The sequence below is a fragment of the Planobispora rosea genome (assembly GCF_014648175.1).
Classification (GTDB): domain Bacteria; phylum Actinomycetota; class Actinomycetes; order Streptosporangiales; family Streptosporangiaceae; genus Planobispora; species Planobispora rosea.
Map to the genome: position 1 here is coordinate 94,907 of NZ_BMQP01000003.1, position 13,983 is coordinate 108,889.

A 13,983-nucleotide genomic window follows, 5' to 3' on the forward strand; every position below is an offset into this window, starting at 1 on the left:
CCCCACCCGCGACCCTGGGAGCATGGACCGCCGTCCGGCATTCGGGGGACGAGGCCGGACACCCGTAACCTAAGCGCGGCGGGCGCGGGCGTCTGTGCAGAAATCCACGCTCACGCCGATGCCCGGGGACCCTTCTCCGCCCACTCGGACAGGATCCCGGCCTCCTTGCCGGGGTCGATCCCGTGACTCATCCGGGCGGTCCCGAAGGACCGTTCCTCCACCGGGATGCCGCGGAGCCAGGCCCAGGTGTCGCGGACGGTCTCCGCCACCGGGCGGCACGTCAGGCCGGCGGCCCGGGCCCTGGCGGAGGACGGCAGCCACACCCCGGCGAACCCGGGGTCCCGGGGGGCCCAGAGCGGCAGCTCGGTCCAGGGCTGGACGTCACGGTCGAGCAGGAACCGGTCCTCCACCCAGACGAACTCGGCGTCCGACCCCGTCGCGGTCCGGCACTCCTCCAGGAAGCTCCGGTAGGTGGCGTTGCCCTCGACCCCGCTGACGAAGAACCGGTCGGCCGTCCCCGCCTCCGCCTGGGACAGGGTGAAGGCGGCGATATCGCGGGCGTCGATCAGCTGCATCGCGATCTCGGGATCGCCGGGCGCGAGCACCTTCCCGCCCCGGGCGATCCGGGTCAGCCACCAGGGCAGGCGGCCGACGTTCTCGTGCGGGCCCAGGATGAGGCCCGGTTCGATGATCAGGGCGTTGCCGTCGAAGCCCTGCTCCACCGCGCGCTCACAGCCCGCCTTGAGCACGCCGTAGTCACCGTCCTCGGGCCCGGCGTCGGGGGCGCAGTCGAAGCGGGGGGTGCTCTCGTCCGTCGGACCCGAGCCCGGCCAGCCCGAGCAGGCCGAGATGCTGGAGATGAACGTGTAGGTGGCGGCCCTGCCGTTGAGCGCGCGGACCGATTCGCCGACCACCCGCGGGACGAACCCGCAGACGTCGACGACGGCGTCCCACTCGCGTCCCCCGGCGAGCCGCGCCAGGTCCTCGGGGGACTCGCGGTCCCCCCTGACGGCCTCGACTCCGGGCAGGTCCTGTCCGCTCAAACCCCGGTTGAACGTCGTGACCTCGTGCCCGCGCCGCAGCGCCTCCTCGACGATCGCCCGGCCGAGGAAGACCGAGCCGCCGATAACAAGGGTTCTCATGGCGCCCCATTCTTGGTGGCCCGCGAGGGCGGGGGCCATACGGTTTCACCTCCGGCGCAAGCCGTACGCCCAGAGCGGAGTGCCCGGGGCGCACGGCACCGGCGGTCAGAGCGGAGCGACCTGGGCCGGCGGCTGGTCGAGGACGTGGACGCGGGCGGCCCCGATGTCGAAGTAGAGGCCCACCAGGTCCAGGCGCCCGGCGCGCACCAGGTGATCCACCCCGGGGTGGGTCCGGAGGTTCTCCAGCTGCTGGATCACGTTGATCCGGCAGAGCCGGTCGAGCGGGCCGCCGTCGGCGCCGTCGCTCTCGGTGGCGATGAAACGCGCCAGGCTGTGGTGGCCGTGGCGGAGCCAGCGGTCGAGCGCGGGCAGCTCACCCGTCGTCTCCCCGCCGCTGAGCAGGGCGACCATGGCGCCGCAGCCGGAGTGCCCGCAGACCGTGATGGTCCGCACGCCGAGCTCGGCCGTGGCGTACTCGATCGCGGCGGCGACCGAGTCGTCCGGGGCGGACGCCCCCCGGCGCGGGACGAGGTTGCCGATGTTGCGGACGGTGAACAGGTCACCGGGGCCGCTGGAGGTGATGAGATTCGGCACGATCCGGGAGTCCGCGCAGGTGATGAAGAGGTGCGAGGGCTTCTGCGCCCGGGCCATGCCGTGCAGCACCGGCCGGATCAGCGGCGCCGTGCGCAGGTGGAACTCCCCGGCCCCCGCCAGGAGCTCGGGTACGGCGAGAGCCTCGGGTGTGGCGATGCCCTCGGGGGTGTTGCGGGCCGGGGCCGGGACACCTGCGGCGGCCCGGAGCCGGCGCCGCCGGTGGGACCACGGCAGCCACCAGCGGTCCGGAGCCCGGGGCGGCGTCTTGGCCGGGAACACCCGGCCGCCGCTGGCGGCCATGGCGTACCACTCGTCGTGGATCTCGTCGACGGTGACGGTGCCGCCGCCGCGCTCGTGGTCCTGCCGCCAGGCGTGGACGGCCTCGAAGGCCGCGTTGTCCATGAAGTCGATGTTCAGGTCCAGCTCCACCTCGGCCCCGGCGGGGATGGTACGGAGCTCCGCGGTGATCTTCGGCACCCCGAGGAAGGTCAGCGAGCCGCCGATCATCACATGCCAGTGGCCCTGGGAGTCCTCCCGGCTGTCCACGGTCACCGAGGTGAGGCGGCGCAGCGCGAGCAGCGCGGCCAGGCCGAGGCCGAACAGCACGCCCTCGGCGAGGCCGAGCAGCACCACGCCCGCCATCGTCACGGCGTAGACCGGCACCTCGCCGTGACCGCGCAGGTTCCGGATGTGCCCGATGTCGACCATCTGGACGCCGATGAAGACCAGCAGGGCGGCCAGCGCCTCCATCGGGATGAAAGTGATCGTCCACCCCAGGCCGAGGCAGAACAGCAGGATCCAGAGGCCGTGCAGGATCGTCGACCAGCGGCTGCGCGCACCCGCCCGGGCGTTGGTGGTGCTGCGCATGATGACCCCGGCCACCGGCAGGCCGCCCAGCGCGCCGGTCACCATGTTGGCCGCGCCCTGAGCGGTGAGCTCCCGGTCGAGGTCGGCCCGCCTGCCGCCGTGCAGCCGGTCCACGGCCACCGCGCAGAGCAGCGACTCCACCCCGGCGAGCAGGGCGACCAGCACCACCGCCGCGACGATCCCGTGCCAGTCGCCCCGCGGCCAGACCGGGGAGGACCAGCCGTCCAGGCTCGCCGACAGGTCGACCCGCGTGACGTCCCAGCCGAGGGCGAGCGAGGTCACCGCGGTGACGGCCAGGGCCGCCAGCGGGGCGGGGACGGCCCGCGGCCGCCGGGGCAGCCGGGCCCAGACGACCAGGACCAGGATGGTCAGCAGCCCGGCGAGGACCGCGTCGTTGTGATTCTCGGTGATCTGCCGCGGCAGCTCGGTCAGGTTCGCGATCGCCGAGCTCTGCGGGCTGCCGCCGAGGACCACGTGCAGCTGGGAGAGGGCGATCACCACGCCGACGCCGGCGAGCATGCCGTGCACCACGGCGGGGGAGACCGCGAGCGCGGCCCGGGCGATCCGGAACACCCCCAGCACCAGCTGGAGGGCGCCCGCGAGCAAAGTGATCATGCAGGTGGCCCGCCAGCCGTACCTCATGACGAGATCGGCGACCACCAGCGCGAGTCCCGCCGCCGGGCCGCTGACCTGGACGACCGAGCCTCCCAGGAAGCCCGCGACGACGCCGCCCACCACCGCGGCGACGAGCCCGGCCACGAGGGGCGCTCCCGAGGCGGCGGCGATCCCCAGCGAGAGGGGCACCGCCACCAGGAACACCACGAGGGAGGCGGGCAGGTCATGGCGGAGCACGGAGGTTATGTCACTCCGCGTGATTGAAATACTACTCTTCGTGTCCGTCCCCATGAAGAGAAACCTTATGCCGGTGACCCCGTTTTCTTAAGGGGTCACCGGCGGCCTTTACAGAGGACCGGGGAAATCAGCGGTAATAGTCGGGATAGTCCGGCTCAGGGTTGCGGTGGCGGCTGCCCCGGGGACTCTGGCGGTCATGCCCCTCGGGGGCGGCTCCGGGACCCGTTCCGTACAGGTCGCCGTAGCTCGGCCAGCTCGTGTTCCCGGCGGTGGTGGGAGCGGGCTCGGGCCAGGCGGCGGGGGCGGACGGAGTCGCGGGCGAGACGTACGAACCGCCCTCGTAGCCGTAGCCGCCGGCGGACCCGGCGCCGTCGGCCGGGCGGTCGTACGGGGAGACGGCGCGGGAGGGGCTGGTCGAGGTCGAGACCGCCGGGCTCGGCCCGGTGAGCACGTCGTCCTCGATGGTCGCCCAGCCGGAGCTCACCTCGTAGGACCCGGCGGGCGGGGCGCTGTAGACGGGCGTCTGGTACGAGTTGTAGGACGGTGCGGGGTCGTCCAGGATGTCGGCCGTGTTCACGGCCGCCCAGCCGCCGGAGTCCGGGGCGGTGGCCCGTGCCCAGGGGTTGTCCGAGACGGGCGTGGACGGCTCGGGGGAGGCGTACGGCGTCGAGAGCGGGTCCGGGCCCGACGCGGGGGCCGCGGCGGGAAAACCGCCGCTGGTCGTGGGACCCATCGGCGGCAGCGCGGGGCCGTCGGCGGCCGAGCTCCGTGAGCTCCGCGGGGTCACGGGAGCGGTCGGGGCGCTGAGCGGGTCGAGCGCGGGCGTCGAGCCGCTGGAGGTGGTGGTGTCCCGCGCGTAGGAGCCGTTCAGCGGGTCGTTCAGCGGGTCCTTCAGGGGGCCGTTCAGCGGGTCGGGCCGTGACGGGCCGCCCGTGCCCGCGGGACTCGCGGAGCCCGGGGTGTTCGTGCCGGAGGCGCGGCTGCCGCGGCGGGACCGCGGGGTACGGCTCTCGCCGAAGGCGCCGGGAGTGGGCGCGGCGAAGGTGACCGTCTTCTGCTCGGCCAGCGCGGCCGCCGAGGGGGCGGGGTTCGGCTGAACAGGTCCGACCAGGTCGGCAAGGCCCGAGGGGAGCGAGTCCATGGAGCCCGCGGAGTTCGCGGCGGGCGCGGGCACGGACGGCTGCGCGGGTGCGGGAACCGAGGGCCGCGATCGGGGCGGCTGGGGCCGGGACGGCAGCGGGGCCTGGACGGTCACCGCGTCGGCGTCGACCGCGGAGGGGCCGTCCTGGCCGGCGGGACGACCGGAACCCGCATTCGCCGAGCTCCGCGACAAGGGCCCTCCGAAACCGCCCTCGTCGGCCTGGAGACGCGTCCAGTAGTCGTCGTCGTAGTCGTCCGGCTCGCCGAACTCGTTGCGCTTGCGCGGCGGGCGGGGTTTGGGCTCGTCGAACGGCGAGAGGTCGGGAGTGTAGTGGTCCAGCTTGGGTTCCCTGGCGGCGAACTCGTCAGTGGACCGCGTCGGGGTCGACGCCTCCTTCTCGGCCATCTCCCGCAACCGCTCCGGGGGAAGCGCACTCTCCCTGCGGCTCATCGAACGCATCCCCATCGCCACGACGACGATCACGAGGAGCACGACGGCCACCAGGCTCACTATGACCGGGATCATTGCACCACCTTCAAGGCCATGGCCTCCCAGCGGCGCCGGTGAGGTCGCGCGGCCATCGACGCGACCTGCCCCCTGTGATCACCTGCGCTCGGACATTGGATCTGATTGTGTCGGACCACTATGGGCGTTGTCACACTGAACGTGAAGAATTGGCAACCATTACTACCTCCGGTGTCTGCCCGGTTACTCGATGTCCGTCGTGGTGAGCCGTCCCCAGGCGATCGTCTTGTCCGCGATGCTCTTGAGAGTCTCGGAGAGGGGGGCACCCTTACCGAGGTCGACCTTCTCCTTGAGCGCGTAGACAGTGAAACGATAGTTCTCCTGGCGGCGGCACGGAGGCGTATAGCCCACTTTGCCGTTGGTCGTTCGGCCTTCCACGGCGTCCACGGGCACCGTGTTCTCGGCCACCTCGCCGGTGCGCGGGTCGATGTCGAACACGACCCAGTGCACCTCGGCGCCGGTAGTGGAGTTGTTGTTGTCGACCACGATCGCGACGGACTCGGTGTTGTCCGGCACGCGGGACCAGCGCAGCGGCGGGTTGCCCATCGAGCCGTTACAGGAGTAGTCGGACGGCAGGGGACCACCGTCCTGCAGCGTGGGGCTGGTGACGCTGAGCGGTTCCAGCTGGAGCCGCTCGGCCGAGGCGGCGCTGCCCACCATCCCGCAACCGGAGGAGACGACGACGAACGCCGCGGCGGTCACCGCGCTGGCGGTGCGCCGCAGGCGCGCAGACGTGTTCGACAGCCCCATGCCCGATGATGCTACGCGGATCTGAGAGGTGCGCTGACCGGATCTCGGGGTTTCATGGCATGACAATGGCGACGAATCCGACAGAATCGAGGAATGCGCGGGGTGAACTCGGACACGGACATGAGTTTCGCGGTCCTCGGTCCCCTGGAAGTCCACCTGCGCGGTGAGAAGGTGGAGATCGCGGGGCAGCGGCTGCGCGCGCTTCTCGGTCTGCTCCTGCTCGACGCGGGCCGGCCCGTCCCGGTCGGCCGGCTGGTCGCGGGGGTGTGGGGGGACCGCCCGCCGAGTTCGGCGGGGAACGCCCTGCAGGCCCTGGTCTCCCGCCTCCGCGCCGGGCTGGGCGGACGGAGGGATCTGGTCGCGTCCGCGGCGGACGGATACCGGCTGGCGGTCGCGCCCGACCGGGTGGACGCCCACCGCTTCGCCCGCCTGACGGCCGAGGGCCGGGCCGCCCTCGCCGCGGGGCATCCGGCCGACGCCGCGGCCGTGCTCCGCGCCGCGCTGGCGCTCTGGCGCGGTCCCGCCCTGGCCGACCTGGCCGGGAACGAGATCATCGCCGCCGCGCTCACCCGGTTGGACACGCTCCGCCTGACCGCGCTGGAGGAGCGGATCGAGGCCGACCTGCTGCTCGGCCGAGCCGCCGAGGTCGCCGCCGAGCTGCCCGCTCTGATCGCCGGTCACCCGCTGCGGGAGCGGCTGCGGGGCCAGCTCATGCGCGCCCTGTACGGCGCGGGCCGCCAGGTCGAGGCGCTGGCCGCCTTCGGGGACGCCCGCGAGACGTTCGCCCGGGAGCTGGGGGCGGACCCCTCACCCGCCCTGTCCGAGCTTCACCTGGCCATGCTGCGCGGGGAGCCGTCCGGCGACGAGGCCCGGTCCGCCTCCCCGGGTCCCGCTCCGGCCTCCGCCTTCACCCTGGCTCCCGCTCCGCACCTGGCCCCCGCTCCGAACCCGGCTCCGGCCTCCGCCCCGGTTCCCGCTGCGGACCCGGTCCCGGCCTCTGCCCCGGTCTCCATCCCGGCCCCGGAGAGGCGGCCCGGCAACCTTCGGGCGAGGCTCACCAGCTTCGTCGGCCGGGAGCACGATGTGGCCCGCGTGACGGACCTGCTCGCCGGGCACCGGCTGGTCACGCTCCTCGGTCCCGGCGGCGCGGGCAAGACCCGCCTGGCGGTCGAGTCGGCGGAGGCCGTCACCGGGCTGATGCCCGACGGGGTGTGGCTGGTCGAGCTCGCCCCGGTCGCCGAGCCGTCCGAGGTGGCCCAGGCCGTGTCCGCCGCCCTCGGCCTGCGCGACGGCTCCCCGAAGGCGCCGCCCGGCGTCATCCCCGTCCCGGCCGTCCGCGACCCCCTCTCCCGCCTGGTCTCGGCCCTGGCCGGGAAGCGGTTGCTGATCATCATGGACAACTGCGAGCACGTGGTCGGAGCGGCCGCGGCGCTCACGGACCGGGTCCTGACGGGGTGCCCCGGGGTGCGCGTCCTGACCACGAGCCGCGAACCCCTGGGCATCACGGGCGAGCTGACCTGGCCGGTGCCGCCGCTGGAGCTCCCCCCGCCGGACGGCGACCCCGGCGAGGCGCTCGGGTACCCGGCCACCCGCCTGTTCGCCGAACGGGCCGCGGCCGTACGCCCCGGTTACCGGCCCGAGGCCGAGGCCGAGGCGGTGGTACGGATCTGCCGTGAGCTCGACGGCATTCCGCTCGCCATCGAGCTGGCCGCCGCCCGGCTCCGGTCCCTGACGGCCGGGCAGATCGCCGCGCGGCTGGACGATCGCTTCCGCCTGCTGACCGGCGGCAGCCGTACGGCACTGCCCCGCCACCAGACGCTGCGCGCCGTGGTGGAGTGGAGCTGGGACCTGCTGGACGGGCAGGAGCGGAGGCTGGCGGGGCGGCTGTCGGTCTTCGCCGGCGGCGTCACCCTCGACGCCGCCGAGCGGGTCTGCTCCGGCGAGGGGCTGGACCGGGCCGATGTGCTCGACGTGCTGGCCCGGCTGGTGGACAAGTCGCTGCTGGCGGTCTCCGACCACGAGTCCGTGCCCCGCTACCGGATGCTGGAGAGCATCCGTGCCTACGCCGCCGAACGGCTGGCCGAGTCGGGCGAGCGGGAGCGGGTACGGCTGGCGCACGCGCTGTTCTTCGCGGAGCTGGCCGAGACGGCCGACCCCGGCCTGCGCGACCGCAGGCAGGCGGCGTCCATCGCCGAGATGTCCCGCGAGCACGACAACCTGTCGGCGGCGCTGCGCTGGAGCGTCGAGACCGGCCGCCTCGATCTGGCGTTGCGGCTGGTCGGCGCCCTGGGCTGGTACTGGTGGCTGCGCGGCCACCGGCTTGAGGGCGCCCAGCGCGCCGGGGAGGTCCTCGACCTGGCGGGCGAGGCCGATCCCGCGCCGCTGGCCCTGGCCCGGGCGGCGTACGGGATCAACGCGCTCGGCACCGGGATCGAGCTGGACCGGGCGCGGAGTGAGCTGACCGAGGCGCTCAGACTGGCCCGCGAGGAGATCGAGCCTCCCTGGCACCCCCTGGTCGCGCTGACGGGCCCGGTCGTCGCGCTGTTCCAGGGGCTGCCCCCGGACGACGGCCGCCACCTGCGCGAGATGTCCTCCCACCCGGATCCCTGGGTTCTTGCCCTGGTGCGCCTGTTCAGCGGGTACGAGCAGCTCGCGGCGGGCCGGGTGGGCGAGAGCGAGCGAGAGCTCCAGGCCAGCCTGAGCGGTTTCCGGGAGCTCGGGGAGCGCTGGGGCATCGGCAACGCGCTGGCCGCGCTGTCGGAGGTGGACTTCCTGCGGGGCGAGGCCGGCGGAGGACTGGCACGGGTCCGCGAGGCCATCGCCGTCCTGGAGGAGGCCGGGGCCGCCGAGGAGGTCGCCTACCTGCGCAGCAGGCTCGCCTTCGGCCTCAACCTGCAGGGGGAGCGGGCCGCCGCGCGCGAGCTGCTGGAGGAGCTGATCCAGCACACCAGCAGGACCGGGGACCGGGTGTCCCTGGTCGCCCTCCACCTCTACCGGGGGGACTTCGCCCGCGAGGCCGGGGATGTCGCCGAGGCCAAACGCCACTACGCCGAGGCCCTGCGGGTGGTGGACGCGGAGGAGAGCATGCCGGGCCAGATCAGGGCGGTGCTCAACGCCTCCCTGAGCCTCCTGGCCGGTCAGGAGGGAGACCTCCCCCGGGCCCGGAGACTGCTCGACGCCGCGCTGGAGCAGGTGGCGGGCCCGTCGGACGCGTCCCTTCTCGGCCTGTTGCTGATCGGCGAGGCGGATCTGAGACTCTCGGCGGGCGACCCGGCCGGAGCGGCGGAGCTGCTCGGCGCCGCCGCGGTGGTCCGCGGTGTCGACATGGTGGTCGACTTCGACCACATCCGGATCACCGAGCGGACGCGGGCCGCGCTCGGTGAGGAGAAGTTCGCCCGGTGCTACGGCCGCGGCCGCGCCCTCTCCCGCGACGAACTCCTCTCCCGCGCCGGCCGGGGCCTCCTCCCGGACCTCCGTCCGTCATGACGGGGTGCCGGCGGAGTGACCACGTCCCGGACGGCGCGGGCGCGCAGGAACTCCCGGCAGGGCCCGGGGCGGGGAAGGCGGAAGGTCCAGTGGGGCCCCGCTACGCGCGGACCGGCCCCGGAGACACCCGGGGCCGGTCCGCGCTCGGCTGATCTATCTGCTCTGACCTGTCTGTTGCGGTTTATGCGCGCTGCTCCGGTCTACACGCGGCTGCGGAAGGCGCGGATCGCCAGCGGCGCGAAGACCACGGCGAACCCGGCCGCCCAGAGCAGGGAGATCATCGTCGCCTCGGCGACGTCGCCGCCGATCAGCAGGCCGCGGATGGCGTCGGCCAGGTGGGTGACCGGGTTGATGTCGGACCAGGCCTCCAGCCATCCGGGGAAGGTCTGCGAGGGGACCAGCGCGCTGCTGGTGAAGGTCAGCGGCATCATCGTCGAGAAAGCGATCATCTGGACCTTCTCCGGGCTGGAGGCCTTCAGCCCGATCAGGACCGACATCCACGACATGGCCAGGGCCACCACCACCAGCAGCGCCAGGGCGCCCAGCAGGCCGAGCGGGCTGGTCTCCACCCGGAAGCCCAGGACCATGCCGAAGCCGACGAGCAGGGCGAAGGCCCACACCTGCTTGGCGGTGTCGGCGAGGATCCGCCCGGACAGCGGGGCGGTCCGGGCGATGGGCAGGCTCCGCAGGCGGTCGAAGACGCCCTTGGTGATGTCGGTGTTCAGCCCGATCGCGGTGGACAGGGTGTAGAACAGGGCGTTCTGCACCAGGAGTCCGGGCAGTGCGAACTGGAGATAGTCGCCCGTCGACCCGGAGATCGCGCCGCCGAACACGTAGGTGAACAGCAGCAGGAACATGATGGGCTGGATGCTCAGGTCGAGCAGCTCCCACGGGTTGTGCTTGATCTGCACCAGGCTCCGCCAGGCGAGCGTCATGGTCTGGCGCAGCGTGGCCAGCGGGCTGACGCGCCCGGCCGGGGTCGGCGTCGGAGTCGGCGCCGCGGTGGTCGTGGTGGTCACGGCGGTCATGCGAAGACCTCCTTCTTCTCCCCGGCCTCGGCGACGGACTCTTCCTCGGCGCGGTGGCCGGTGATGGCGAGGAACACCTCGTCCAGGCTGGACTTGCGCAGCGCCAGCTCGGTCGCGACGACGCCGAGGTCGTCGAGCCTGCGGACGATGGCGGGCACGACCGCCGGATCGTGCACGGCCGCCGTGGCCCTGCCTCCGGCCAGGTCCGGCGTCTCGCCGATGACGTCGGCGACGACCTGCGCGACCAGGTCGAGGTCGGAGTCCTTGAGCGGCCGGACCTCCAGGACCTGCGCCCCGGTGGTGGCCTTCAGCTCGTCGGAGGTGCCGGAGGCGATCACCCTGCCGTGGTCGAAGACGAGGATGTCGTCGGCGAGCTGGTCGGCCTCCTCGAGGTACTGGGTGGTGAGCAGGACCGTCACCCCGTCGGCCATCAGGCCGCGCACGACGCTCCACAGCTCCGTGCGGCTGCGGGGGTCGAGGCCGGTGGTGGGCTCGTCGAGGAACAGCACCTGGGGCCGTCCGACCAGGCTCGCGGCCAGATCCAGGCGGCGGCGCATGCCGCCCGAGTAGGTCTTGGTGGCCCGCGCCCCCGCGTCGGACAGGGAGAACCGCTCCAGCAGCTCGGCCGCCCGCCGCCGGGACTCGGCGCGGGACATGCCGAGCAGGCGGCCGATCATCACGAGGTTCTCGACTCCCGTGAGCATCTCGTCCACCGCGGCGTACTGACCGGTGAGACCGATGAGCGAACGCACCTGGTGCGGGTCCTTCACCACGTCGAACCCGCCGACCGTGGCCCTGCCCCCGTCGGGCCGGAGCAGCGTCGCCAGGATCCGCACGGCGGTGGTCTTGCCCGCCCCGTTCGGCCCGAGAACGCCGAGCAACCGTCCCTGCGGCACGGCGAGGTCGACACCGTCGAGCGCCCGTGTCTCTCCGTAGCGCTTGACCAGACCCTCTGCCTGGATGGCGTATTGCATGAGAAAAATCCCTTCGTCAGCTCGCTCTCCCAGAATGGAGGGACCCACTGACACTTTCCCGACCCGGCGCTGACGGGGAGCCGGAGGCGCTGACATATAGCTGACACGGCCTGCCCGTCGGCCTGACCATGACCGTTTAGGCTGATGGTGTGAGCGACCAAAACCATGTGAACGGGGGCAGAGCGGACGGTCGGGGGATGGCCGGTCAGGCGAACGGCCCGGCCGCGCGTCCCGGTGACGTCCCGTTGCGCGACCCCGCGCATCCGGTGTCCCGCAAGGCCATCGCGCTGTGGCTGCTGGAGGGGATGTTCTGGACGGTCGTGCTGACCCTCGGCTCGTACGCCGTCTCCGGATGGATCGCCGGAGCCCGCTGGTCATGGCTGCCGGGCTGGGTGCCGGACAACATCGCGCTCCTGCCCTGGCTGGTCGGGATCGTCCTCGTCGGGCTGTCGGTCGCGGAGTCCTTCTGGCGCTACGCGACGCACCGCTGGGAGCTCACCCAGGACGTGGTCTACGCCCGCTCCGGATGGATCAGCAGGGACTGGGTGTTCGTCCCGGTCAGCCGGATCCAGACCGTGGACAAGGCGCAGGGATGGTTCGAGCGGATGCTGGGCCTGGCCACAGTGGAGATCCGTACGGCCTCCCACGCGGGGTCGTCCACGATCAAAGGCCTCGACTACGGGGTGGCCGCCGAACTCGCCGACCGCCTCGCCCGGCGGGCCGAGGAACTGAGGGACGACGCGACGTGAGCGACGAGCGCGGCCCGGCCCCGTCCGGCCATGAGGCGCCCGATCCCCGGGGGCCTGTTCCACCGGTGTCCGGTCCCCGGGGGCCTGTTCCACCGGTGTCCGGTCCGCCCGTACCCGCCCCTCAGGTGTACGGCCCGCCGCCCGCCCCGCCGGCGACCCCGGCGGTGCCGGCGGTGCCGGTGGCCCCGGTCACCCCGCCGTTGCGGCTCAGCCCCAAGGTGCTGCTGACCGACCCGATCCGGATGCTGCCCTCGCTCATCCTGCCGCTGGCCGGAGTGCTGTTCATCGGCGGGTTCTCACCCGGATCGTTCCTATGGGCGGCGTTCGGCATCGCCGGCTCGGTCATCTACTCCGCCATCCGCTGGGCGACCTTCACCTACCAGGTCGTCGGCGACCGGCTGGAGCTCACCAGGGCCTTGATCAGCCGGTCGGTGCGGACGATCCCGCTGGAACGGATCCGCGGGGTCGACGTCAGCACTCCGCCGTTGCACCGGTTGCTCGACATCGCCGTACTCCGGATCGACACAGGTGCGGGCGGTAACGACAAGCAGGAGGGGGAGCTCGACGGGGTGACCGCCGCCGAGGCGGAACGGCTCAAAGCCGTGCTGCTCTGGCATGCCCGAGCCCGCGCGGGTGTGCCGGCGGGCAGCGGCCCGGGTGCCGCTGGAGCGGCGGGCACGGTGCGGGGCGCCGCGGAGGCCGGGACAGCGCCGGGCGCGGGGGAGCCCGCGGTCACCCATTACGGGACTCGGGGAGCGGGGACGCCTGCTCCCGACCGGGTGTTCATCTCGGTGCCGCGCAGGTGGCTCGTCTACGGACCCCTGTCAGGGGCGTACCTGCTGACGCCCTTCGCACTGGTGGCCGGTGCCGTCGGCGCGGCGTTCCAGTGGGGTGGCGAGCTCGGCCTCGGCGAGCGGATCCTGTGGAGCGCGGGGGAGTGGTTGTGGGATCACCCCCTGCTGCTGGCCGCGGCCTTCGCGCTGCTCCTGCTCGCCATGCCGGTCATCGGCGTGGTCATGTACGCCGTGTTCAACTGGGACTTCACCCTCCGGTCCCGGGAGGGGTACCTCGTCGCGGAGCGGGGGCTCCTCACCCGCAGGAGCGTGTCGCTGGAGCGGCGCAGGGTGCGCGGGTTCGAACTGGTCGAGGGGCTGGTCGAGCGCAGAGCGGGAATGGCCAGGACCTGGGCGATAGTGACCGGTCTGGGGGACTCGCAGACCCGCGGCCAGTTGCTGCCCGTCGTGCCGCTCCCGGCGGCACTGGAGGTGGCGGGGGAGGCCGTCGGCCGGATCGCGGCCGATCTGCGGCGCCACCCGGCGGCGGCGCGCAGGCGCAGGCTCTTCCGGGCGATCTCCCCGTGGCTGGTGGCCGCCGCGGGCGGGCTGGTGGCCGCAGTGACCGAAGGGTCCGGGTTCTGGTGGGCGCTCGTGGCGGCGGCCCTGCTCCTGGCGGCGCTGGGCGTCCCGCTCGGTCTCGACCGCTACCGCTCGCTCGGGCATGCCTACGACGGTTCCCGCCTGTCGGTCAGGTCGGGGTCGCTGCGCCGTTCCCAGGCCGTGGTGGAGCGGCGTGCCGTTGTGGGCTGGACACTCAGCCAGACCTGGTTCCAGCGCAGGGCCGGGTTGCTGACCGTGACCGCCGGGGTGGGCGCGGGGACCGGAGGTTACGCCGCCGTGGACGTCGGCGCGGCGGCCGGAGTCGACTTCGTCGCAGAGGTCACCCCCGACTGGCTCGCCCCGTTCGTCGACGGGGGAACCCCCGCCTAGGAAGCCGGGAAGTGACGTGGGGTCGTCCCCATGGGGGTATCCGGCGACGCGACCCGGACGCCCGCCGGTAACCGCTCCATGAGATCGACCAGGCCGGTCGGCGAGCCTC

9 protein-coding genes are annotated in these 13,983 nt (G+C 73.2%); 3 read left to right on the forward strand and 6 right to left on the reverse strand.

Annotated features, from left to right (window positions below; all coding sequences use genetic code 11):
- Window positions 1-110 precede the first annotated feature (110 nt).
- The 4 genes from IEZ08_RS03810 to IEZ08_RS03825 all read right to left on the reverse strand — a co-directional run bounded on the left by IEZ08_RS03810 (window position 111) and on the right by IEZ08_RS03825 (window position 5,871).
- Window positions 111-1,142, reverse strand: a complete 1,032-nt coding sequence (locus tag IEZ08_RS03810; RefSeq protein ID WP_189241682.1) for an NAD-dependent epimerase/dehydratase family protein — start codon at window positions 1,140-1,142, stop codon at window positions 111-113.
- 105 nt (window positions 1,143-1,247) lie between these two features.
- Complete coding sequence (locus tag IEZ08_RS03815; RefSeq protein ID WP_189241683.1) at window positions 1,248-3,509, reverse strand: SulP family inorganic anion transporter; 2,262 nt, start codon at window positions 3,507-3,509, stop codon at window positions 1,248-1,250.
- Window positions 3,510-3,582: 73 nt separating this feature from the next.
- Window positions 3,583-5,121 carry a hypothetical protein gene (locus IEZ08_RS03820; RefSeq protein ID WP_189241684.1) on the reverse strand — a complete coding sequence of 513 codons (1,539 nt, stop codon included), beginning with the start codon at window positions 5,119-5,121 and terminating at the stop codon, window positions 3,583-3,585.
- 183 nt (window positions 5,122-5,304) lie between these two features.
- A complete protein-coding gene (locus IEZ08_RS03825; protein ID WP_068925121.1) occupies window positions 5,305-5,871 on the reverse strand; it encodes a YbhB/YbcL family Raf kinase inhibitor-like protein in 567 nt (188 codons plus the stop codon).
- Window positions 5,872-5,973: 102 nt separating this feature from the next.
- On the opposite strand from IEZ08_RS03825, the gene IEZ08_RS40165 reads away from it, so the two are divergent.
- Window positions 5,974-9,357 (forward strand): AfsR/SARP family transcriptional regulator, encoded by a 3,384-nt coding sequence (locus tag IEZ08_RS40165; RefSeq protein ID WP_189241685.1) that lies wholly within the window; start codon window positions 5,974-5,976, stop codon window positions 9,355-9,357.
- A gap of 200 nt (window positions 9,358-9,557) precedes the next feature.
- Here the strand turns inward: IEZ08_RS40165 and IEZ08_RS03835 are convergent, their stop codons facing one another.
- Window positions 9,558-10,385, reverse strand: coding sequence for an ABC transporter permease (locus IEZ08_RS03835; RefSeq protein WP_068925119.1), 828 nt, complete (start codon window positions 10,383-10,385; stop codon window positions 9,558-9,560).
- Window positions 10,382-11,359 (reverse strand): ATP-binding cassette domain-containing protein, encoded by a 978-nt coding sequence (locus IEZ08_RS03840; RefSeq protein ID WP_189241686.1) that lies wholly within the window; start codon window positions 11,357-11,359, stop codon window positions 10,382-10,384. The genes IEZ08_RS03835 and IEZ08_RS03840 overlap by 4 nt, the downstream gene beginning before the upstream one ends.
- Before the next feature lie 197 nt (window positions 11,360-11,556).
- On the opposite strand from IEZ08_RS03840, the gene IEZ08_RS03845 reads away from it, so the two are divergent.
- Window positions 11,557-12,108, forward strand: coding sequence for a PH domain-containing protein (locus IEZ08_RS03845; protein ID WP_068925115.1), 552 nt, complete (start codon window positions 11,557-11,559; stop codon window positions 12,106-12,108).
- A 95-nt stretch (window positions 12,109-12,203) separates the two neighbouring features.
- On the forward strand, window positions 12,204-13,874 hold the full coding sequence (locus tag IEZ08_RS03850) for a PH domain-containing protein (RefSeq protein WP_229802899.1): 1,671 nt from the start codon (window positions 12,204-12,206) through the stop codon (window positions 13,872-13,874).
- Window positions 13,875-13,983: the final 109 nt, after the last annotated feature.

What these genes read in the sequence shown, in the direction of transcription:
- IEZ08_RS03825 (WP_068925121.1), bottom strand. Translation starts at nt 5,871, where the DNA reads ATGGGGCTGTCGAACACGTCTGCGCGCCTGCGGCGCACCGCCAGCGCG.
- IEZ08_RS03835 (WP_068925119.1), bottom strand. Translation starts at nt 10,385, where the DNA reads ATGACCGCCGTGACCACCACGACCACCGCGGCGCCGACTCCGACGCCG.
- IEZ08_RS03820 (WP_189241684.1), bottom strand. Translation starts at nt 5,121, where the DNA reads ATGATCCCGGTCATAGTGAGCCTGGTGGCCGTCGTGCTCCTCGTGATC.
- IEZ08_RS03840 (WP_189241686.1), bottom strand. Translation starts at nt 11,359, where the DNA reads ATGCAATACGCCATCCAGGCAGAGGGTCTGGTCAAGCGCTACGGAGAG.
- IEZ08_RS03815 (WP_189241683.1), bottom strand. Translation starts at nt 3,509, where the DNA reads ATGGGGACGGACACGAAGAGTAGTATTTCAATCACGCGGAGTGACATA.
- IEZ08_RS03845 (WP_068925115.1), top strand. Translation starts at nt 11,557, where the DNA reads ATGGCCGGTCAGGCGAACGGCCCGGCCGCGCGTCCCGGTGACGTCCCG.
- IEZ08_RS03810 (WP_189241682.1), bottom strand. Translation starts at nt 1,142, where the DNA reads ATGAGAACCCTTGTTATCGGCGGCTCGGTCTTCCTCGGCCGGGCGATC.